Raw genomic sequence first — 21,660 nt, 5'->3', positions numbered from 1 at the left:
GCGTACCCGGCTATTCGTCACTCAGACATGGAAGGAGGAATCCCGTTTATGCAATATTGGCAATATACTATACATTTTGCATAAAATAGAAAATTAGATTTTCAACCACCCGCTTCGCTGAAGGACACGAAGAGTACGACGTCCAGAGAAAGATTCTTAGTTCTATATTCTTCGTGGTCTTCGTACTACTATCCATAAAAATCTTGTTTTTTATGCAACGTTTTCAAATTCCAATTCATCACCGCGGAAAACTGAAAGCAGGCTCCCTTTGAAAAAAATGACCGAACAAACCCTTCAGGGTATCGGACCGCTCAGGCTACGCTGAAAGCTTCGACCCGACACAGTCGGCGATCAGTCCCTACCTCATGATTCGTGTCACCTGTCCATTCGTGGTTAAGGAATCATTACAATATCTGTACCTATCTGAGCAATCTGTGGTTAGGTTAAGCTTTGGTTGCGGCTTTGCTGCCCTAAGCACTTCGTGGTTAAATCATTCATTAGGGGCTTCCCCGCTTGGCTGTGCCTGTTCGGTGGAGGCGCGGGCTGCCTGTTTCAGATCCCGGTCCGTCAAATAGTTGTCGATGTAGCCACGGAAACCAGGAACAAATGATCCCTTACGATCGTTCCACATTTCCCGGATACTCGGGTGTAACAACCTGCCCGTAAAAGGGCCGAGAGCCGACAGAAGCCTCTCTTCATTAATTGCACCCAATTCAAACTGGTAGTAAGCCAGATCTCCGTGCCTGGTAAGCATCCAGACAAATTGGTCTATTTGGCTTTTTTCAATGGCAGTAAGCTCCGCACGCTTTTCAAACTTATACCAGACTTCAGCAAATTGAGGATTTTCAATGTGCAAGGTATTCATGCCTGAAATCTGACTCATCAGATCCTGGTAGGCGGCCATTTGAACCGCCCGTGCATTGAGGGCGGTCTGTTCGGTATTCTGGCGAATCTCGATCAGGAGGAAGATGAGTGTGATCACCACCGCGAGGGCGGAAATGATTTCAATGGCGGCCTGAAGCTTGGCTGATTTGTTCATAGAGGAATGCAGGTTGAAGCGTAAGTGAAACCGGAGACATCCATTGGCTATGGTTTTTAATCATTTGAATCAAGAAGGAAGTCGAAAGTTGAAATACATCGTTCTCGGGTCGGCCGCTGCATAATGCCACGGCTCGGCAGCCGAGCCACCAGATGCCACCTGGCAGTCTGCACAGCAAGGAGAACAAAGGAAAAAGATGACAAGATTCAAATTGCGGGGTAAATCCCTGACGGCGGTTGTTGTTCGCTTCGCTGTCGCCTTCGGCTCGGTATGGCAAAACCGCCCTACCTAAGTTAGACAAGTCCAGGGAAGGGACCGATCGCCGACTGTGTCGGGTCGAAGCTTTCAGCGTAGCCTGAGCGGTCCGCTTCAGATGAGTCTGAACAAAAAGAGGATAAAATACCTCGGACCTCCCCGCGGAAAGAATCACGTGAGGACGCGCTTGACGGAATCAATTGTTTTCCTACGATTTTGGCTTATTCAGGATTACCCCCATATTCTCTATGCCTTCTGATCAGCTCACCACTCCCACATCCCGTTTTCCAAAAACAATGCGTCGGGACACCTGGTGGCGAACACCGGTGCTTGTTTTTCTAGGTCTTTCTTCCTTTATCGTCTATTCGACCTGGGCCGCATTTCAAGGTGCGCACTACACCTTTGGTCCGTATCTTTCGCCCTTTTACTCGCCTGAATTATTTGGCACCACCGCCCACGCATGGTTTGGGACGAGGCCGGGATTCTGGCCCGACTGGCTGCCCTTCTCACCGGCATTTCTGATCCTTTGGGGCCCTGCCGGATTCAGGCTAACTTGTTACTATTATCGAGGCGCTTACTATAAGGCGTTTTGGGCTGACCCTCCATCGTGTGCCGTAACCGAGCCGCGCAAAAAGTACCGGGGTGAAAACTCCTTCCCGCTTATTATCCAGAACGTCCACCGTTACATGCTTTATGTTGCGATGGTTTTTATGGTGTTCCTTTCCTGGGACGCGATTAAAGGGTTCATCTTCGATGGCAGTTTCGGGATCGGAGTGGGCTCGCTGGTTCTGACGGTCAACGTCATTATGCTAGGCGGTTATACCTTCGGCTGCCATTCTCTGAGACACCTTGTCGGCGGCGCGCTGGACCAGATGTCAAAATCGCCGCAAAGGCAATGCGCCTGGAAAGGCGTAACCTGCCTAAACCAAAAACACCAGATGTGGGCCTGGATGAGCCTGTTCTGGGTCGGCTTCACTGATGTATACGTTCGCCTGTGCTCGATGGGCATTTGGACGGACTTTCGAATTTTTTAATTATGACTGAGCATGAAGTAATCGAGCATGACGTGCTCATCATTGGCGCCGGCGGTGCAGGATTGCGCGCGGCGATTGAAGCATCGGGTTCCGGAGCGAACGTCGGATTGGTTTGCAAATCATTGTTGGGGAAAGCGCACACAGTAATGGCCGAAGGCGGGATCGCCGCGGCATTGGCGAATGTTGACGATCGCGATAATTGGAAGGTGCATTTTTCCGATACCATGCGTGGAGGTCAGTACATCAACAACTGGCGCATGGCGGAGATACATGCCAAGGAAGCGCCTGACCGTGTTCGCGAACTTGAATCCTGGGGTGCGGTGTTCGACCGGACGAAGGAGGGACGAATTCTGCAACGCAATTTTGGTGGCCACAAGTACCCGCGCCTGGCCCACGTGGGAGACCGCACGGGTCTGGAGATGATTCGGACTTTACAGGACCACGGCATCCACCAGGGCATTGACGTTCATATGGAAGTTACGGTGGTCCACTTGCTCAAGGATGGCAACCGGGTCTGTGGTGCAGTGGCCTACGACCGCGAGCGCGGACGGTTTAAAGTTTTCCACGCCAAGGCAATCGTACTCGCCACCGGCGGCATCGGGCGAGCATTCAAGATAACCAGCAACAGTTGGGAATATACCGGCGATGGTCACTCGTTGGCTTATCACGCCGGCGCTGACCTGGTCGATATGGAGTTTATCCAGTTTCATCCCACAGGCATGGTTTGGCCGCCCAGTGTGCGCGGAATTCTTGTGACTGAAGGCGTACGTGGTGAGGGCGGAATCCTGACCAACAGTGAAGGTAAACGGTTCATGTTCGGTGATATTCCGGACAACTATAAAGCACAGACAGCCGCCGATCCGGAGGAAGGCTGGCGGTACGTGTTGGGTGACAAGGATGCCAATCGGCCACCGGAGTTGCTTACGCGTGACCACGTGGCTCGCTGTATCGTCAGGGAAATTAAAGAAGGCCGCGGCAGTCCACACGGAGGAGTGTATCTCGATATTGCATGGATCAAGGAGAAAATCGGCAATGCGGAGGAGCACATCAAAAAGAAGCTGCCGAGCATGTATCATCAATTTAAACAGCTGGCCAATATTGACATCACCAAAGAGCCGATGGAAGTAGGTCCCACTACCCACTATATGATGGGTGGTGTTCGCGTCGAAGGCGATTCGCAGATGTCGTCGGTTCCCGGTTTGTTCGCCTGTGGCGAATGTGGCGCGGGTATAAATGGTGCTAACCGTCTGGGCGGCAATTCGCTTTCTGATTTATTGGTATTGGGAAAACGGGCTGGCGAGTACGCCGCAAAGTTTGCCAATGACCATGGCGCCACGCAGATCGATAAGGAAGAGATCGATGCAGCCAAACGGGAAGCCCTGGCCCCGTTTGATCGTCAGACCGACGACGCCGTGGGAGCATACCAAATTCAGTATTCGCTCCAGGATACTATGCAAAGCCTTGTGGGCATCGTCCGCAAAGGGGACGAAATGGAACAGGCGCTTGAGGAGATCGATAAACTAAAAAAACAGGCTGCAGTGGTCGGAGTGATTGGCAATCGAGAATACAATCCGGGATGGCACACTGCGCTTGATTTGAAAAACCTTCTCACGGTTTCTGAAGCAGTTACGCTTTCGGCAATCGCACGTAAAGAAAGTCGCGGTGCACAATTTCGCGACGATTATCCTGAAAAGAGCGAAGAGTGGGCAAAGTACAACAACATCATTCGACGTGGACCCGACGGTAGTATGCAAATCGACCGGGCTCAGATTCCCGAAATGCCGACCGAGCTGCAGGAAATTATCAAGGAGATGGGCTAACCGATACCGATCATGGCAACAGCAAAATTCAAAATCTGGAGAGGCAATACGGACGGCGGCGAGTTTAAGGAATACTCGACCGAGGTCAGCGAAGGTATGGTTCTGCTTGATGCCGTTCACCAGATTCAGGCCGAAAGTGCCAATGACCTGGCCTGTCGATGGAACTGTAAAGCTGGCAAGTGTGGTTCGTGCTCAGCAGAGATTAACGGCCGCCCCAAATTGATGTGCATGACAAGGCTCGATGATTTACCTATCGAACAAGGCACGACGGTCGAACCCATGAAAACCTTTCCGTTGATCAGAGACCTGACGACTGACGTTTCCTGGAACTACCGCGTTAAGAAGAACATTAAAAAATTCAATCCACGCAAACCGGACAACGAAGATGGATCCTGGACCATGTACCAGGAGGACATCGACAGGGTTCAGGAATTTCGTAAATGCATCGAGTGTTTCCTGTGTCAGGATGTCTGCCATGTTCTGCGCGAGCATCATTTGCACGATGAATTCATTGGCCCGCGCGCACTGGTATACACGGCCGCGTTAGAGATGCATCCGCTCGATACCGAGGACCGGCTTGAAGATTTGAAAAAAGCGGAAGGGATCGGTTTATGCAACATCACCAAGTGCTGCACCCATGTATGCCCGGAGGAAATTAAAATCACCGACAACGCAATCATTCCACTCAAAGAGCGCGTCGTAGATCGATTCTACGACCCCGTCCTCAGTCTCCTGAGCAAGTTGTTTGGATCAAAATAGGAGTCATCATGGACCAATTTAAACCGCTGGAAAAGCTTGCGATACCTTCGGCCATAGAAAAGGCCAAGCACTACCGTCTTCTCAATGAAGCCAGTGCCGCAGAGAGCATCTGCCGTGACATTCTTCGTGTTGAGCCGGACAATCAGAAAGTCCTGGTCATTTTGGTACTGGCGATGTGCGACCAATTCGGCACCGGCTACAAAGTTGCGCCTGGAACAGTACTAGAAATTATTGGGCGGCTGGAGAATGAATACGAAAGAGTTTATTACACGGGAATTTCTCATGAAAGGAACGGGATGGCGTATTTGAGAAGTGGTTCTCCAGGTGCACGATTCATGGCCTACGATTGCTTCTGTGATGCATTGGAATGGTACGAGAAGGCGGAAAAACTTTCACCAGAGCACAACAACGATTCGGTGTTGCGTTGGAACACCTGCACCCGGCTCATCGAACGCAATCGCCTTGAGCCAATGCCCGGAGAAGGGCGCGAGCCGTTCTTGGAATAACCACTGTAATTGCCGGGACTATTTAAGTTCGTAAGCCAAAGGGCAGCCGCAATTGAATTGCGCTCAAGCCAAACGATCGCCCACGTACAACATATAAGCAGCGCGCTTGGCACGTTCGTGAACTTTTGCAGGAACGGCTGTTACTTTGAAACCGACGGATCGTAAGCGAGGTTCAAATTGAGGCTCAGGACTTGCCGACCAGAACACAACGCGTCCCTTTGGTTTCAAGGCATCCCGAATCGCACGCAGTCCGTTATTTGAATACAAAGAGTAATTGTTTTTAACCACCAAAGCAACAGGTCCGTTATCCACATCGAGCATCACCGCATGGTAGGTTCCTGGTTTCGCTTTTCGGATCAGCTTGCTTGCATTTCCTATACGAATCTCGACCCGCGGATCATCGACCAAGGCACCGTTTAGGGTCTGCATATACGTTCGATTCCATTCCTCCATCTGCGGCAGCAACTCCGCTACTTCAACGATTGTTTTTTCGCTGGAAAATTTTAACGCAGTCCGAAGCGTACATCCAAGCCCGAGACCACCGATTAGCACACGCGACTCAGCCTCACGATCCAGCCGTTCAACTCCCAACTGCCCCAAGAGCTCCTCCGAAGTACTGGCGCGCGAATGCATAATCTCGGCACCATTCAGGCTTATTGAGAAATCACCATCATGCTCAAAGAGTGACATGATTCCCCCATCCGGTGTTTTTGTTTCTGCCAGTTTGAGGTGTGGTTTCATGGAGGAACAGCCCTCTGATTATCTCAATCAATTGCAAACTAATTAGTAATTTTCAGGCCTTAAGACAGATGGATATTTTTGAGAATATACTATTTGATCGACGACCAAAGCGTAAGGGTAACCACCGCATTTGCGAAAGCAGTAGGCCCTAACTCTTAAGCAGGGTCATTCTGGATTACAATTTCGCTTGCTGCAAATCTTCACTCCTCTTCGCGCACCCGGAAAAAAGCCTGTCCTTCCGAAAGAATAAAGTCGTGTGATAAGTGAGTCGTACTGCCTTGAGCGGGAATAGCGCTTAAGAAATCCGACCATTCCGGAAACCGGGTTGAAATATCCAAGGCATACGTTTTCCCCGGCTGGGAAACCCAATCAAAATTTAAAACACCCGTCGCAGTATCGAAAGAGAAACCAATAAGCGACAAGGGATCACCGGATGAAACGAGCGGCGTGAGGTCGAAGGTTTGTTTATCGAAATAAGCGAGCCGGTTTGGAATGGTTTGCGAAATCGTTTCGGCCAAAGCCTGAGAGATCCGGTCTGACCTATGACGCAGCGCAAGATAAAGCAGGAATGTCTCAGCTACATCTTCGCGCATGGGGTTATCGCGCGCATAGGTGGAAATAAATTCACCGTCGGATATTTGGGCGGCCAGCCATTCAGGTGAGCTGGCGTGCATTGCATCTAATGAAGTATGGGACGCTTCGTGAACCAAGGTTTCTTCGAGGATTCCGGAGCTGATGTAATCATCTGCCTGCCCAGTGTGAATAAGGAGACTATTATTACCTCCCCCAAAGGGTTGGAGGCCTTGGTGAATCCATACCTTTTGTACATCCATGCGGAGACTTTTCGGCAGTCGTCCAATCACAGGAGCATATTTTGAGGCCTGGTCCCGAGCAGCAGCGGTATCGCTGAACTCGGGATTGACCTGCATCTCAATGTCCGGTCCATCACTGTAGCTGGCATTGAAAAGATAGGCGTCCAGGGTGACCCAATTATTTAACCGGCGATCAAACATCACCCGACTGCCTTTACCACTATCCGTAAGACTTAAAAACGTGGTTGGGTCAGAGGATGTAATAATATCCGGATCGAGAAATATCGTGCCTGAAAACGGAGGTACGGCTTGAGAACGGAGCGGGACACACACCGGCAGGCCTATCAGGGACATCACCATCCATACAATTCTCCCCTTCGAATGTTTTTGTTTTAGAGCACCTGACATCACAAAAAAAAGAGGGTTTTCGGATAGTTTTTATTTACGGGACAAGCAACCAATAAAAGAAAGTAACGTTCATAACCAGGTTGAAAAAGGAATGGGCAACGATGCTCGGCACCAGCGAGTTGTAACGCAACCTTAGCCAGCTAAAACAGACACTGACCACAAACATCAACATGAACATGAACCAAAGAAAGCCGGAGACCCACAGAATAGTCCAGCCACCAGCCGTTCTATTGATCCCATGGTGAAATAAATGTACTCCAGCAAAGAGAGAGGCATTTACCACGACAGCGCTGGTCCACCCGTGTTTCTCCTGAACGGATTGGTGGATCAGTCCACGGAACAGGATCTCCTCTCCAATGGGAGAAAACAAAACCGCCGGTATGGTAAACATAAGAAACATTTGTTTGGTCGGCATGCCCAGAACCCGCTCATCACTTAAAAAAGAATTTGCAACCGACCGAAACCAATGTTGCTCCGATGAACCATATAGCACGTCGCCCAACACATAACACAACAAGGCCAGAACTGCGCCCATCACCGGAGCCAGAAACATCCAACTCAATCCATGAGGGAGAGACAGACCTATGGCACGTCGTCCTGGACGAGTTAGAAATACCCAGGGCACAAACCACATTAGAAGAAATCCCCCCATGACGAACTTACCATTGAACTCAGGCCCGAAATAGCCGTAGACCCGAAAAAAAGTTAGACTCGAAAAGATAAGTCCAACAAGGAGCAGATGGTTCGAACATAGCTTACGCCACAAAAGGCGTGTTTGAAGTTTCGTTTTCGGTTCAATCATAGTTTCCAATTCCATCCTCAAAATATTTTGTGTACTCATGTCACCATTGTAGGAGCATCCAAGATAAGTAAGGTACCAAAAAAACCCTTGGATTTTTCGAGGTCTTTGCTGGGCATTTTCACATAGTCAACCTGAGGTTGTATTTGCATAACGTTAACAAGGTATAGTCTTGAAATTTGTCGCAGACAAATCTGCGGATAAAAGAATCGATAATCAAAGACTGGAGGGCAACAGCGGATCATCCGATTCGACAAAGTCTTGCAGACACCACCCAATTCCTCTTTTTCAAATCCATGCTTATAAGAGCGCTCACATCTTTCCTGGTATTCATCTTTCTCTGCCTCGGCGCAAGTTGCTCCAAACAAGAGTCCCCGGTAGCGGAATCCACCAAAACCGAGATCGCCCAATCCGAACCCGTTTCAAACGACATTCAATACATCAAGTGGACGCCGAACCTCAACATCCCCGACCCCGTTTCCATAAGTATGGACAACAAGGGACGGGCTTATGTAACCCAGACACAACGGCGAAAGGCACAGGACCTCGACATACGTGAAAACCGCGACTGGGTTCCCGACGATGTGGGCCTGGAATCGGTGGAGGACAAACGGGCATTTTTCAAAACCCAGCTCGCTCCGGAAAAATCTGCGGAGAATGTCGGGCGTGTTCTCGACCACAACGGGGATGGCTCGCACGATTGGCGCGACCTGACTGTGGACAGCGAAGTGATCTATATTGTGGAGGACACCGACAAAGACGGATTCGCGGACAGTTCCAAGGTATTTTATGCTGATTTCAAAACGGAAGTAACCGGCATCGCCGCAGGTGTACTTTGGCACGAAGGGGACGTCTACGCAACCGTAGCTCCTGACGTATGGAAATTGCGCGACACCGATGGGGACGACATCCCCGATCAAAAGGAAGTTTTTGCCCACGGCTTCGGCATGCATATAGCCTATGGTGGGCACGACATGCATGGGCTCATCGTCGGACCTGACGGCAAGATCTATTGGTCGATTGGCGACAAGGGCATCAACGTAATTTCAAAAGAAGGAAAACAGTTTTTCTACCCCAACCAAGGAGGGGTTATGCGGGCCAATCCCGATGGCAGCGACTTCGAAGTGTTTGCCCATGGATTAAGAAATGTCCAGGAGCCAACCTTCGACGCTTACGGGAACTGGTTTGGTGTAGACAACGACTCTGACCAGGAAGGTGAAACCGAACGATTCGTCTACATCGTCGACGGTATGGATGCAGGCTGGCGCAACGACTATCAGTACCGGGCTGGGTTATATAACCCCTGGATGGATGAAGGATTGACTATTCCAAAACACGAAGGGCAAGCCGCCTACTTACTTCCCACCATCCGAAACTACATTGATGGTCCGGCCGGGTTCGTATGGAATCCGGGAACCGCACTCAACGACCGGTACAAGGATTATTTTTTCCTGAACGGAACGCTCAAAGGAGCCCAGTACGCATTCCAGGTAGAGCAGGATGGTGCGTCCTTTAAAATGGTAAACGACCATCAACTGGGAGCAGGAATCCCCCTGGTCGGCCTGACCTGGGGAAATGACGGAGCGCTGTACACCGTCGACTGGGGCGGCGATTATCCGCTCGACCAGATTGGCGCTATTTGGAAGCTCGACACTCCTGGAGCCAACCAAAGCATTCGCCGGGAAGTCCAAATCATCCTGGAGCAAAGCGCGTCTCAAAACAGCCTCGAGGAGCTCAGAAAATTTCTCGCACACGCAGATCAACGGATTCGTTTGAAAGCGCAGTTCGAGCTTGTGAAACGGGGAGAACTGGCGGCTCTTGTTGAGGACACCAACCATGTTCATCAGCTCAAACGTATCCACTCTATTTGGGGACTCGGACAACTTGCTCGTACAGGAGAAAAGGCGGCTGTTACCCGTTTAATTGGTTTGCTGAACGACGACGACCCGGAAATCCAGGTTCAGTCGAGTAAGATGCTGGGCGATCTGAAACCCGGCAGTTTTGATGGAACACTTATAATTCCGCATTTGAGTTCCAATCACTCAAGAGTTCGTTTTCAAGCGGGTATCACGCTGGCCCGCCAGCAGGTGGCTGAGGCATTTGAGGCTATCGTTTCTTTAATAGAGGAAAATAACGGAGAAGACGGTTACCTCAGACATGCAGGCATTCGGGCCCTCGAAGGTATTGGTGGAGCCGATACCCTCATCGACCATCGATCAGAAGAGGTTCGGCTATGCGCGGTGGTGGCTCTTAGAAGACTGAAAAGCCCAAGTGTTGCCACCTTCTTGTCTGACGATTCCGAATGGGTTGTTCTGGAAGCCGCCCGAGCCATTCATGACGATTTTTCAATCGAGGAAGCATTGCCTGTCTTGGGCAAGCAGCTCCTTTCTACCGATAGTAACAAAGAAGCACTGGTGAGACGTTTGATTAACGCCAACTTTCGAATCGGTGGAGTCAATGAAGCTTACCTGGTTGCAGAATATGCAGTCAACAGCTCTCATAGTAGGGCGATGCGCCTGGAAGCTCTGGACGCATTGGCATCCTGGGTAACTCCTCCTCCGCTTGACCGCGTCGATGGACGAAGAAGGTATTATAAATCGCGACCGATTGCAGAAATTTCCCAAGCGATTGCGGGCATGCTTGAAGGATTGGTTGATGAAGATGACCCATTGATAGTCGGGAAAACGGTAGCAGTAGCTAATACGCTCTCGGTAAGACTCAGCCCGATCTCTATGGGGAAGCTATTACAGAACAAGCAGGCTCCCAGCTCTGCACGAGTTGAGGTATTAAAAAGTTTAATGGATCCCAAAACAAATACCTATGCCCTGAACTCAAATGATGAAGGGTTGCGCATGGCGGCGGCGGAGTTTTTGGTACGAACCGACAAAAGGAGCGCATCCGAATATCTGCTTAAGCGCTTGGGAATGTCCCAAGCGGTAAGCGAACAACAGCGAACGTTGGCACTTCTGGCCGAGATTGAGACAGAGGAGGCTGATCAAGCAATTCGGACTCAAGCTCAGCAACTTGCCGCGGGTGGCGTGGCTCCTGAAATTCAATTGGATGTAATTGAAGCAGCGACCAAACGGAACATGACCGCCGAATTGGCTGGTTTCGAAAACAGCCGTCCAGCGGGTTCCAGCACCGCATCATTTATTGAAACCCTCCACGGAGGAAATGCCGAAGCAGGAAAACAGATTTCCAGAAATCATCTGGCGGCACAATGCGTACGCTGCCACAGATTCGGGCGGGAAGACGGAAGCGAGATTGGACCCAACCTGGGCAAAATCAGCCAAACAAAAGACCGCGAATATATCCTGAGAGCTCTGGTCGATCCAAGTGCAGACATCGCTGAGGGCTATGGAATGACGACCGTTACCCTTAAAACAGGCGAAACGATCAGCGCCCAGCTAGGTAAGGAAACCGCCGAAGGAATCGAGCTCATCAAGGCCGATGGAAGCAAACAATTCCTTAAGAGCTCAGAGGTCGCTTCCCGCACCCAACCCATTTCCTCCATGCCTCCTATCACTTATCTGCTAAGTAAACGCGAACTGCGCGACGTGGTGGAGTATTTGAGTGGCTTGAAGTAAAACATCACCCCAGCTCTTCCTTCACCGCCTTGAAGGCCTCAAGCGCTTTTTCCAAATCCTCCCGGCTGTGGGCAGCGGAAATCTGCGTTCGGATACGCGCCTTGCCTTGAGGCACCACGGGATAGGAAAAGCCGATGACGTAAATCCCCTTCTTCAACATGGCATCGGCAAAGCGTGTAGCAAGAGCAGCATCGCCCAACATAACGGGGGTGATGGGATGGGTTCCTGGCAATATATCGAATCCAAGCTTGGCCATTTCACTCCGAAAGTAAGCGGTATTTGCTTCCAGCTTGTCGCGCAGCTCAGTCGATTCCGACAACAACTCCAACACTTTTAAAGAACCTCCGGCGATGGCGGGAGCCAGAGTATTGGAAAACAGATAGGGCCGTGATCTTTGCCGAAGGAGATCGATAATGGATTTTCGCCCGCTGGTATAACCGCCGCTGGCTCCACCCAGGGCCTTGCCCAGGGTTCCGGTCAAAATGTCCACCCTATCCATAACCCCGCAATGTTCGTGGGTCCCACGTCCGGTCTTACCCATGAAGCCGACCGAATGCGAGTCATCGACCATCACCAGGGCATCGTATTTTTCGGCCAGGTCACAGATGTCGTTCAAACGGGCAATATAACCATCCATGGAGAAAACACCGTCGGTGGCAATCAGACGATACCGTGCACCGGAGGCTTCTTTGAGCTTTGACTCCAGGTCTTCCATATCACCATTTCGATAACGATACCGCGCAGCTTTACATAAACGGACTCCATCAATGATGGACGCATGGTTAAGTTCATCACTGATCACCGCATCTTCCGAACCGAGCAGGGTTTCGAAGAGTCCGCCATTGGCATCAAAACACGACGAATAAAGTATGGTATCTTCTGTCCCGAGAAATAGGCTAAGGGCTTCCTCCAGTTGTTTATGCACACCTTGAGTGCCACAAATAAAACGGACGCTGGCCAAACCGTAGCCCCATTGATCAATAGCCTGCTTGGCAGCTTCAATCACGGTTGGATGTTTGGCGAGCCCCAGGTAATTGTTCGCACAGAAATTGAGCACCGGCTCTCCATCCGCCACTCGAATCACAGCACCTTGAGGCGTCATGATAACACGTTCATCCTTGAAGGTACCAGCATCGCGAATACCGGACAATTGTTGTTCAATATATTTCTGAAAGGATGGAGTCATGACCGAATATTCTTAAAATTATTTAACTACGAAAAACTATTCCCAATTTAATATCACCTTCCCCGATCTCCCCGAGTTCATGACCTCAAAACCTTTTTCAAACTCGGTGTAATGAAAGCGGTGAGTGATAATCTCTTCGATATCCAGGCCACTCTGTAACATGACAGTCATTTTATACCAGGTTTCGTACATCTCCCGACCATAGATGCCGTGAATGGTTAGCATGTTGAATACGACCGTATTCCAGTCGATGGCAAAAGGTTTGGATGGTATGCCCAGCATGGCGATTTTTCCGCCGTGACACATATTCGCCAGCATATCCTGGAAGGCCCCGGGATTACCGGACATCTCAAGCCCGATATCAAAGCCCTCCACCATCCCCAAGTGCTCCTGAACTTCCTTCAAATTACGTTTTTTAACATTTACCGCCATGGTGACTCCCATCTTCCGGGCCAGATCCAGGCGGTATTCATTGACGTCGGTAATTACCACATAGCGTGCCCCGGCATGCTTGGCGATAACTGCCGCCATGATACCTATCGGACCGGCACCGGTCACCAGCACATCCTCTCCCAGAACCGGATACACCAAAGCCGTGTGCGCCGCATTACCAAATGGATCGAAGATGGCGGCCACTTCCGGGTTTACCCCATCGCGATGATGCCAGACATTGGTCATCGGCAAAACGATATACTCGGCAAATGCTCCGGGCCGGTTCACACCGATCCCTTCCGTTTCGGCACAAAGGTGACGACGCCCCGCCAGACAGTTGCGGCAACGTCCGCAAACGACATGGCCTTCGCCGCTGACAATCTCCCCTGGATGGAAGTCAGTCACATTGGCCCCTGTCTCAACCACTTCTCCCACAAATTCGTGACCAATTACCATGGGAACCGGAATCGTCTTTGCTGCCCAGGCATCCCAATTATAAATATGCAGGTCCGTACCGCAGATGCCGGTTTTTTGGACCTTGATCAAAACATCGTTTAAGCCGTGCTTGGGAGGTTCCACTTCCTCTAACCATAACCCAGGACCGGATTCTTTTTTAACTAAAGCTTTCATTTTTTCTGCTTGAAGTACTCAAAAGGCATTCCACTATACAGGAATTGATGTATCGTATAGTGGATCCTTGATTCCGTTATGCAAGAAATTTTTCCATTATAATGAAAAAGAAAATCTCCCCCAAAACGTCCGCTTCCCAAGCACCACATCCTGCTGAATCCATCAACAGCCACCTGGGTGCCCGGGTTAAGCAATTGCGCTCCGACAAGAACTGGTCCCTGGAGATGCTGGCCAGCAGCAGCGGTGTCAGCCGCAGCATGCTCAGCCAGATCGAACGCGAGCAGGCCAACCCCACCCTGGCCGTGACCCTGCGAATTGCCCACGCCTTCGGCATGGACCTGGGCGAGCTGGTCAGGGAACCCAATGCCTCTTCGTCACTGCGGGTAATCCGGGCTGATGACCGCACCTTTCACTACCGCTCGGACAAGAATTGCAAGATCCGCACCCTCTCCCCGCTCAATCTGGAAAAGGACGTGGAGTTCTATGAAGTTCAGCTTAAACGGGGCGGATCCCTGCGAAGCCAGGCTCATTTTGAAGGCACGCGGGAGTTTCTTACCGTCGAACAGGGACAAGTCCGCGTGGAATCCGGTGATGATAGCGACATTCTGGAGAAGGGAGACTCGGCCAACTACCGGGCTGACGTTCCCCATGCCATTGTAAATTCCGGTCGAGGAGGAGCAATCCTCTTCCTCGTTGTCATCTACGCTTGATTAGTAGGAACGGGATTGTCTAAGGTCCCAGCATGACCCCAATATCTACCCACTCAAAGAATACCCCGGATGTAATGACCCGCCGCGAAGCGCTTAAAATTCTAGGTATCGGAGCAGCCAGTTATTCACTCAGCGGATGTACCACCATACATCAGAGTTATGTTAAAAACGAGACGATCAACATAGGCCTCATCGGATGTGGGGGCCGGATGCGCGGTGCTCTGGTAAAAGGTCTCAGCAACATTCCAGGAAAAAATATCGTGGCAGTTTGCGACGTGTATGACGATTTTCTAAATTCGGCCCACGTGTTGGTTGGCGGACGAGACCGTGAGGTTCAGAAAACAAGGTATTACGAGGAGGTACTGGATAGAAAAGATATAGACGCTGTCATAGTCGCGACACCGGATCATTGGCATGTCCCGATTACAATTGATGCCGTAGAAGCAGGTAAGCACGTCTACGTCGAAAAACCGGTAACTCATAATCTTGAGGAAGGCCAACAATTGATCGAAGCGGTGAGAAGGTCAGGAAAGAAAGTTCAGGTTGGGGCACAGCAGCGCACCATGCCGCATTTGGTAGTGCTCAAGCAAAAACTCGATTCCGGCGAGATAAACCTCGGGAAGGTAACCCGCGTGCACATGCAATGGTGTCGCAATACTGGACCGTACGAGGGAGACCCTTCCTATCGTATCACCGAGGACCAGGTAGACTGGAAACGCTTTCTTGGAAACGCACCGGATCAACCCTTCGACGCACTACGAATGCGGAACTGGCGTTGGATCTGGGATTTTGGAAATGGTCCCTTGGGAGATCTCATGGTACACTGGCTTGACGCCACCAACTGGCTGCTCGATTTACCACTACCCGGTCAGGTAATTATGTCGGGAGGAAAGTACCACCGAAAAGGCAGAATGGAAACGCCCGACATCACCAATTGCATTATGGAATTCCCCGATCTTGACCTGCAGATGGATTACGTCAGTTCATGGAGCAACAATTACCTTAAAGCGTGTACCATTATTATGGGCACAGACGCTACCGTCTACTTCGATCGCAATCGCTATGAAGTAACGCCACAAAGAGGCGGCAACGATCCCTTGGCTCGGATAAGCGAATCCATGATTGCCAGCAAAGGACCACGCGGCACCGATCACGCAGCAGGTTTCAATGCCGAAACCTTCCACTTGAGCGATTGGTTTGAATCCATCCGGGACAATCGCGACCCCGTCGACAATGTCGAAGCTGGTGTTCAGGCCGCAGCCGTTTGCCACTTCGGAAATATTTCCTACAGAGAAAAACGCTTTTTTCAGGTGTAAATAGGAGACCATTAAATGATAAGCAGATTTTTAAACTCTATGACTGTAGGAGCTACCTTGGTTGCGAAACGTAACGCCAACGAATCGCGACCAAGGTCGCTCCTACATTTTATCGCAGGTGTTGCGGTTCTCCTGAACATTTCATGCCTGTCCTCTACATCCGCTGAAGATCGCCCTCCTGCGGTGAGCCCGTCGAAGCCGAACATCCTCATCATCATGTCGGACGACATGGGATTCTCGGATCCCGGATTTCAAGGCAGCGAAATCGAGACTCCAAACCTCGACAAGCTGGCCAACAACGGACTGACCTTTACCAACTTCTACAATTGCGCCCGTTGCGGTCCGACACGTGCCAGTATTTCCACCGGACTTTATAGCCACCAGGTAGGTTGTTACGAACTGGAACCCGTTGAACCGGGCAACAATGTCTACATTTCGGAAGTTCTGGGTGACCAGGGATACAGTACCTACATGTCTGGAAAATGGCATCTGGGAAACACAAAGGACAAGCTCCCCCCCGCCCGCGGTTTTAATCACTCCTACGCCTACCAGGGTTGCTGTGGCAGCTTCTGGGATCCGGAGATTTACATTCTGGAATCGCCGGATGTGAAACCCATTCATTATGGACCAGAAGAGTTTCATGCGACCGATGCCACCACGGATTATGCGGTCAAGTTTCTGCAGCACCATCAAAAGAACGAGGCCGACAATCCCTTCTTTCTCTACCTGGCTTACCAGGCACCGCATTTTCCGCTGCATGCCCCCAAAGAACTGATCGACAAATATCTGCCCCTCTATGAAAAAGGCTGGGACAAAATCCGACGCGATCGCTGGAATAAGATGCGGCAACTCGGCCTGTTTACCGATGTCGACGAATTGCCACCCACCTCCGATGCCCCACCCTGGCATGATGAATTCGCCAACCCCGTTCCATTGCAAAAATGGGACGACCTGAGCGACACCCAACGCCACGACCAGGCCAGACGCATGGCTATTTTTGCCGCCATGATGACTCAAATGGATCAGGGAATCGGAAAAGTCATTCAGCAACTTAAAGATAACGGGCAATTTGAAAACACCCTGATATTTTTCCTCTCCGACAACGGAGCCAATTACGAGGGAGGCCCCTTTGGCTCAGACGGACCTTTCAAAGGAGCTGAACTGGATACCATGGGACAAAAGGGAACCAACCACCACACAGGAGCTCATTGGGCCGGGGTGAGCAATACACCGTTCAAATTATACAAGCACTTCAACCATGAAGGAGGCATCAACACGCCCATGGTCGTCCACTGGCCAAAAGGCCTGAAGCGGAAAGGTGAACGTGAGACCCAGCGAAGCCACGTGATTGACATCATGGCCACTGTGATGGATGTCACCGGTTCCAGTTATCCGGCAAAACGGCTGGGCCATGACATTCTTCCCATGGAAGGTACAACCCTGATGCCGGCCCTGCGCGGCGGACGTCTGGCCGACCGGGTGATTTGTTTCGAACACGAAGCCAACCGCGCGATCTTCAAAGGCAAATACAAGCTGGTATCCAAAAACTTCACCTCCACTGACGGACAGACTCATCACGATTGGGAACTCTACGATATCGATAGCGACCCTCTGGAGTTGAACAACATTGCCTCCGACCACTACTACGACCTGGTTATCCCCATGGCCCGGGAGTGGCACGCCTGGGCCACCCGTACGGATGGCATAGTAGGTTACGAACGTTGGATGCTGAAACTTCAGTATTATTGGCGGACAGGGTTGAGAACCTACTTGAACGACTCGTTTTAGGTTGTCCCAAACGAAATGGCACTTTCGAATCAAACTGTAGGAGCAAACTTGTTCGCGACTCGGATGCCTGCTTACGTTCGGGTCGCGAACAAGTTTGCTCCTACAGTTGACGTATCCAAATTGCCATCTTTCCATTCTCATCACTTTAATATGAATCGATTTCCTTCATTTTCTAAATACACATGGGGACTTATCCTCGCAGGCTCGTTCATATTCTCCGGCTGCAAACCGACCGACACGGAATCATCGTCGAGCACTTACCCAACGAAGACCATCACCGTGATCTGTCCCTGGGCGGCGGGAGGCGGTACCGATCGCTTATCCCGGTTTATGGCCGATCAATTACAAAACGAGTTGGGGAAACCGGGAGTTGTTGTCAACCGAACGGGTGGTAGCGGTGCGGTCGGTCATTCAGCAGGTGCGTTGGCAAAACCGGACGGCCATACCATCACCATGATTACCTTCGAGCTCAGCACCATGCACTGGATGGGGATCTCCGATCTCACCTGGGAGAACTTTGAACCAATCCTACAAATGAACGCAGATGCCGCAGCCATCATCGTCCGGGCTGATGCCCCTTGGAAATCGATTAAGGAGTTCATGGAGGCCGCAAAGTCTCACCCGGGGAAGTTAACGATGTCGGGAACCTCGACAGGTGGGGCCTGGGACCTGGCACGAGCTGGATTTCAACTGGCAGCAGGGATGGCTGTGTCCGATGTTCGATGGATTCCGGCAAAAGGAGCAGCACCCTCCATCGTAGAACTTCTGGGCGGACACATTGATGCAATTTGCTGCAGTGTACCGGAAGCGATTTCCCAAATTGAAGCCGGTCAATTGAGAACCCTCGCAGTCATGTCTCCCGAACGACTTACCGACTACCCGGATATGCCCACTTTGAAAGAATCGGATGTGGATTGGGTGGCAGTAGGCTGGAGAGGATTGGGTATGCCCAAGGGGACTCCGGAATTCATTTTGAAAACGGTCAGAGAAGCTTGTGAACGAATCTTAGCGTCACCTGAGTTCACCTCATTCATGAAAAAGAACGGGTTTTCTACCGAGATTCGTAGCGGAGACGCATTCGCCAGGTTCCTCGAAGAACAAGACAGGCAATGGAAAACGGTGATTGAAGCGGCTGGGTATGCAAAATAAACAAGTCTTGAAAAAGGACGGCGACGTTTGGCTGGGTACCGTTCTGTTGGGTACATCGCTTCTGATACTATTTCTCACGAGGTCGGTTCATTCCATTGGCCTGGGCGATAATTTCGATCCTGGCCCCAAGGCATTCCCAATGGGACTATCCATGCTTCTGCTCATTGGAGGACTCATTGAACTCTATAAAACCCGAGGAACCCCATCAACAACGGAAGCTCCCAAAACAGAGACCAGGGCAAAAACCGTTTTACAGCTTATGGGCTTATTCGTGATCTATGTCATTCTTATCCCTTGGTTTGGATTTTCAATAAGTTCACTTGTCATGGCAACTTTCATGATGGTGCTTCTGGACAATTCATGGAAGCTTTCACTGATCGTATCTATAATCCTGATAGCTGTCATATATTGTCTCTTCGTTCTCCTGTTTAAAGTACCGTTGCCAGGAGGGGTTTTTGGAATGCCGTTTTGATAAGATGAAAATAAATCTTGAGACAGTGGTTTTATCAAATTGTAGGAGTAGCTTTAGCTGCGATCCCTGGGCACGCCAAGCCCCAGCTTGGCCTCTGTTTACTCGAATCGCAGCTAAAGCAGCTACTCCCTACATTCTGGTACGAATTACTATCGCGCTCCTACAATTTATGACTCTTAACACTGACACCTGACACCTTCCTCTTTCCAGCTCAACCATGCTTTCCGACCTCATTCAAATCCACGTTTTGCTTCCCTGGCTATTGGGGATGCTGTTTGGGATTTTTGTGGGAGCTACTCCGGGATTAACTGCGACTATGGCCGTAGCGCTCATTGTTCCGGTTAGTTTTTATATGCCCGATCCCAATACGGGCCTGGCAATGATCATTGGCGTCAGCTTCACCGCCATTTTTGCTGGAGACATCCCGGCAACCTACCTGCGCATTCCCGGGACACCCGCTTCCGCAGCTGCCACATTGGACGGCCATCAACTGGCAAAACAGGGAAAAGGAAAGTTCGCCCTGTTAATTGATTTATTTTGCTCCAGCCTGGGTGGACTGGTCGGTGTAGGCTTACTAATATTGATTGCGCCGCAGCTCGCGCGATTCGCCTTACGTTTTTCCAACTTCGAGTATTTCTGGTTAGCCATTTTCGGATTGAGCATGAGCGCGGTGGTAAGTGCGGGTAATACACGCCGTGGATTATTAGCTGCCATATTTGGAATGTTACTCGCAACCGTAGGCCTCGATGTCGTAAGTGGGGCTCAGCGTTTCACGTTTGGCAATCCAGACCTCATGGGTGGCCTGGGATTCATTCCGGTGATGATCGGTTTGTTTGGCGTATCCGAAGTAATTCGGAGCGTGCTGGCGGGTTTTAAGAAAGAAGAAGCCCCTACGGAAACTTCCGAACAAGACAATTCACCCATTGAAGCGCTCAAGGCTATCTGGAAACACAAACTCACGGTCGTTAAGTCTTCAATCTCAGGAACAGTTATAGGAGCACTTCCCGGAGCTGGTGCCGATATTGCTGCCTGGGCAGCTTATGGCCTGGAGCAACGAACTTCCAAAGAGGGTGCAAATTTCGGGAAAGGCGAAATTGCCGGAGTGATCGCACCGACCAGCGCGAACAACGCTGCGGTAAGTGGGGCATGGATCCCCGCGCTCGTTTTTGGAATTCCTGGCGATGCCGTCACGGCGATCGTGCTGGGTGCATTGATGATGTACGAAATAAAACCGGGGCCACTGATATTCCAACAAAATCCAGAACAGGTTCACTCTATTTTTCTTATCGCCCTGCTAACCCAGTTTCTACTCATCCCCTGTGGCTACCTTGGAATCAAAACCTTTGGGTGGCTCCTTCGCCTCCCCCGGAGCATGATCATGGTAGCAGTTCTTGTTTTCTCTGTAGTCGGCTCTTTTTCGCTGCGTAATAGTATTTTTGATGTTTATGTCATGGCAGCCTTTGGACTTGTAGGTTATTTCCTGGAGGCCAAACGGGTTCCACTGGCACCTCTGATCCTCGGACTGATTCTTGGTCCTATGGTCGAAGAGAACTTTCGGACGGGTCTTATCAAAACAGAAGGCAGCCTCTTGCCCTTCTTAAACCGCCCGATATGCGCTGTACTGATATTGCTCCTCCTTCTAGCCTTTTTGGGTCCCTCGCTCTACCGAATCATGCGACCCAATTATTCGAAATAGCGGGGTAGCAGCGACATCCTAATTGCTGTAATAGGCAGAATCAGTCATGAAATTACACTTATTTTGAACAAATTAAAAAATTTTGACACACCCTGCTTCTTTTGATCTAGTCCGTCCCGAACAAACACCCAAGCCTGGTTGATTAGCTTATCAAGCAGAGATCTTCTTCAACTAAACTTCAATTTCCGCAAATTCTAGTAAATACCTTTCGATTAATTCTTTGTTTCCTTTCAGACTGGGTGATTTGATCACAAATCGATCTGATATTTGCAAAGAAAAGTGATACACGTATATGCACTCACAATCTTAACTATGGGGCGCAAACGAAGTCAAAATACCCGTTCTTTATAAATAACTCATTTAGTAACTGATAACCTAATTACTATATTCTATGAATAAACTACTACTACTACTATGGGCCAAGCTGTATTTGCTTGGTTTAATACTGATCAATCTTTAGGATAGACTACACTCCTGTTATATGCCACAGTGTATGAATGATAAAAATAGACGGTCGTAAA

The 21,660-nt window shown here is 50.3% G+C and carries 17 protein-coding genes; 11 read left to right on the top strand and 6 right to left on the bottom strand.

Features of this window, described 5'->3' with window-relative positions:
• Positions 1–490: 490 nt before the first annotated feature.
• On the bottom strand, positions 491–1,039 hold the full coding sequence (locus O3C43_19235) for a hypothetical protein (GenBank protein ID MDA1068624.1): 549 nt from the start codon (positions 1,037–1,039) through the stop codon (positions 491–493).
• 503 nt (positions 1,040–1,542) lie between these two features.
• Between O3C43_19235 and O3C43_19230 the strand changes: the two genes are divergently transcribed.
• From O3C43_19230 to O3C43_19215, 4 genes are read left to right on the top strand one after another with little or no spacing between them, the layout of a single operon-like run.
• Positions 1,543–2,328, top strand: coding sequence for a succinate dehydrogenase (locus tag O3C43_19230; protein ID MDA1068623.1), 786 nt, complete (start codon positions 1,543–1,545; stop codon positions 2,326–2,328).
• Positions 2,329–2,330: 2 nt separating this feature from the next.
• The gene (locus tag O3C43_19225) at positions 2,331–4,148 is read left to right on the top strand and encodes a fumarate reductase/succinate dehydrogenase flavoprotein subunit (GenBank protein MDA1068622.1); all 1,818 of its coding nucleotides are present in this window, start codon (positions 2,331–2,333) and stop codon (positions 4,146–4,148) included.
• Positions 4,149–4,157: 9 nt separating this feature from the next.
• Positions 4,158–4,907 carry a succinate dehydrogenase/fumarate reductase iron-sulfur subunit gene (locus tag O3C43_19220; GenBank protein MDA1068621.1) on the top strand — a complete coding sequence of 250 codons (750 nt, stop codon included), beginning with the start codon at positions 4,158–4,160 and terminating at the stop codon, positions 4,905–4,907.
• A gap of 8 nt (positions 4,908–4,915) precedes the next feature.
• Positions 4,916–5,413, top strand: a complete 498-nt coding sequence (locus tag O3C43_19215; protein ID MDA1068620.1) for a hypothetical protein — start codon at positions 4,916–4,918, stop codon at positions 5,411–5,413.
• Positions 5,414–5,476: 63 nt separating this feature from the next.
• On the opposite strand, the gene O3C43_19210 is transcribed toward O3C43_19215, so the two are convergent.
• From O3C43_19210 to O3C43_19200, 3 genes are all read right to left on the bottom strand, one after another.
• A complete protein-coding gene (locus tag O3C43_19210; GenBank protein ID MDA1068619.1) occupies positions 5,477–6,154 on the bottom strand; it encodes a spermine synthase in 678 nt (225 codons plus the stop codon).
• A gap of 200 nt (positions 6,155–6,354) precedes the next feature.
• On the bottom strand, positions 6,355–7,374 hold the full coding sequence (locus tag O3C43_19205) for a hypothetical protein (GenBank protein ID MDA1068618.1): 1,020 nt from the start codon (positions 7,372–7,374) through the stop codon (positions 6,355–6,357).
• Positions 7,375–7,408: 34 nt separating this feature from the next.
• Complete coding sequence (locus O3C43_19200; GenBank protein MDA1068617.1) at positions 7,409–8,176, bottom strand: type II CAAX endopeptidase family protein; 768 nt, start codon at positions 8,174–8,176, stop codon at positions 7,409–7,411.
• Between the two features lie 293 nt (positions 8,177–8,469).
• Here O3C43_19200 and O3C43_19195 point away from each other — a divergent pair, with 293 nt between their 5' ends.
• Positions 8,470–11,760 (top strand): heme-binding protein, encoded by a 3,291-nt coding sequence (locus O3C43_19195; GenBank protein ID MDA1068616.1) that lies wholly within the window; start codon positions 8,470–8,472, stop codon positions 11,758–11,760.
• Between the two features lie 4 nt (positions 11,761–11,764).
• Here the strand turns inward: O3C43_19195 and kbl are convergent, their stop codons facing one another.
• Positions 11,765–12,946: a glycine C-acetyltransferase gene (gene kbl, locus O3C43_19190; protein ID MDA1068615.1), complete on the bottom strand. Its 1,182-nt coding sequence runs from the start codon at positions 12,944–12,946 to the stop codon at positions 11,765–11,767.
• A 36-nt stretch (positions 12,947–12,982) separates the two neighbouring features.
• Positions 12,983–14,008 (bottom strand): L-threonine 3-dehydrogenase, encoded by a 1,026-nt coding sequence (tdh, locus tag O3C43_19185; protein ID MDA1068614.1) that lies wholly within the window; start codon positions 14,006–14,008, stop codon positions 12,983–12,985.
• Between the two features lie 101 nt (positions 14,009–14,109).
• Here tdh and O3C43_19180 point away from each other — a divergent pair, with 101 nt between their 5' ends.
• From O3C43_19180 to O3C43_19155, 6 genes are all read left to right on the top strand, one after another.
• The gene (locus O3C43_19180) at positions 14,110–14,718 is read left to right on the top strand and encodes a helix-turn-helix domain-containing protein (protein MDA1068613.1); all 609 of its coding nucleotides are present in this window, start codon (positions 14,110–14,112) and stop codon (positions 14,716–14,718) included.
• A gap of 32 nt (positions 14,719–14,750) precedes the next feature.
• Positions 14,751–16,034 (top strand): Gfo/Idh/MocA family oxidoreductase, encoded by a 1,284-nt coding sequence (locus O3C43_19175; GenBank protein ID MDA1068612.1) that lies wholly within the window; start codon positions 14,751–14,753, stop codon positions 16,032–16,034.
• A gap of 15 nt (positions 16,035–16,049) precedes the next feature.
• A complete protein-coding gene (locus O3C43_19170; protein MDA1068611.1) occupies positions 16,050–17,822 on the top strand; it encodes an arylsulfatase in 1,773 nt (590 codons plus the stop codon).
• 150 nt (positions 17,823–17,972) lie between these two features.
• Positions 17,973–18,971 carry a tripartite tricarboxylate transporter substrate binding protein gene (locus O3C43_19165; protein MDA1068610.1) on the top strand — a complete coding sequence of 333 codons (999 nt, stop codon included), beginning with the start codon at positions 17,973–17,975 and terminating at the stop codon, positions 18,969–18,971.
• Positions 18,961–19,443 carry a tripartite tricarboxylate transporter TctB family protein gene (locus O3C43_19160; protein MDA1068609.1) on the top strand — a complete coding sequence of 161 codons (483 nt, stop codon included), beginning with the start codon at positions 18,961–18,963 and terminating at the stop codon, positions 19,441–19,443. The genes O3C43_19165 and O3C43_19160 overlap by 11 nt, the downstream gene beginning before the upstream one ends.
• A gap of 217 nt (positions 19,444–19,660) precedes the next feature.
• Complete coding sequence (locus O3C43_19155) at positions 19,661–21,139, top strand: tripartite tricarboxylate transporter permease (protein ID MDA1068608.1); 1,479 nt, start codon at positions 19,661–19,663, stop codon at positions 21,137–21,139.
• Positions 21,140–21,660 lie beyond the last annotated feature (521 nt).

This window comes from Verrucomicrobiota bacterium, from assembly GCA_027622555.1.
GTDB lineage: Bacteria > Verrucomicrobiota > Verrucomicrobiia > Opitutales > UBA2995 > UBA2995.
Note: the sequence above shows the minus strand (reverse complement) of the source record. Positions and strands in the feature narration are given on the sequence as shown.

Coding starts and splice junctions, on each gene's coding strand:
- O3C43_19235 (MDA1068624.1), bottom strand. CDS start 1,039: ATGAACAAATCAGCCAAGCTTCAGGCCGCCATTGAAATCATTTCCGCC.
- O3C43_19230 (MDA1068623.1), top strand. CDS start 1,543: ATGCCTTCTGATCAGCTCACCACTCCCACATCCCGTTTTCCAAAAACA.
- O3C43_19225 (MDA1068622.1), top strand. CDS start 2,331: ATGACTGAGCATGAAGTAATCGAGCATGACGTGCTCATCATTGGCGCC.
- O3C43_19215 (MDA1068620.1), top strand. CDS start 4,916: ATGGACCAATTTAAACCGCTGGAAAAGCTTGCGATACCTTCGGCCATA.
- O3C43_19210 (MDA1068619.1), bottom strand. CDS start 6,154: ATGAAACCACACCTCAAACTGGCAGAAACAAAAACACCGGATGGGGGA.
- O3C43_19205 (MDA1068618.1), bottom strand. CDS start 7,374: ATGTCAGGTGCTCTAAAACAAAAACATTCGAAGGGGAGAATTGTATGG.
- O3C43_19200 (MDA1068617.1), bottom strand. CDS start 8,176: ATGATTGAACCGAAAACGAAACTTCAAACACGCCTTTTGTGGCGTAAG.
- O3C43_19195 (MDA1068616.1), top strand. CDS start 8,470: ATGCTTATAAGAGCGCTCACATCTTTCCTGGTATTCATCTTTCTCTGC.
- kbl (MDA1068615.1), bottom strand. CDS start 12,946: ATGACTCCATCCTTTCAGAAATATATTGAACAACAATTGTCCGGTATT.
- tdh (MDA1068614.1), bottom strand. CDS start 14,008: ATGAAAGCTTTAGTTAAAAAAGAATCCGGTCCTGGGTTATGGTTAGAG.
- O3C43_19180 (MDA1068613.1), top strand. CDS start 14,110: ATGAAAAAGAAAATCTCCCCCAAAACGTCCGCTTCCCAAGCACCACAT.
- O3C43_19175 (MDA1068612.1), top strand. CDS start 14,751: ATGACCCCAATATCTACCCACTCAAAGAATACCCCGGATGTAATGACC.
- O3C43_19170 (MDA1068611.1), top strand. CDS start 16,050: ATGATAAGCAGATTTTTAAACTCTATGACTGTAGGAGCTACCTTGGTT.
- O3C43_19165 (MDA1068610.1), top strand. CDS start 17,973: ATGAATCGATTTCCTTCATTTTCTAAATACACATGGGGACTTATCCTC.
- O3C43_19160 (MDA1068609.1), top strand. CDS start 18,961: ATGCAAAATAAACAAGTCTTGAAAAAGGACGGCGACGTTTGGCTGGGT.
- O3C43_19155 (MDA1068608.1), top strand. CDS start 19,661: ATGCTTTCCGACCTCATTCAAATCCACGTTTTGCTTCCCTGGCTATTG.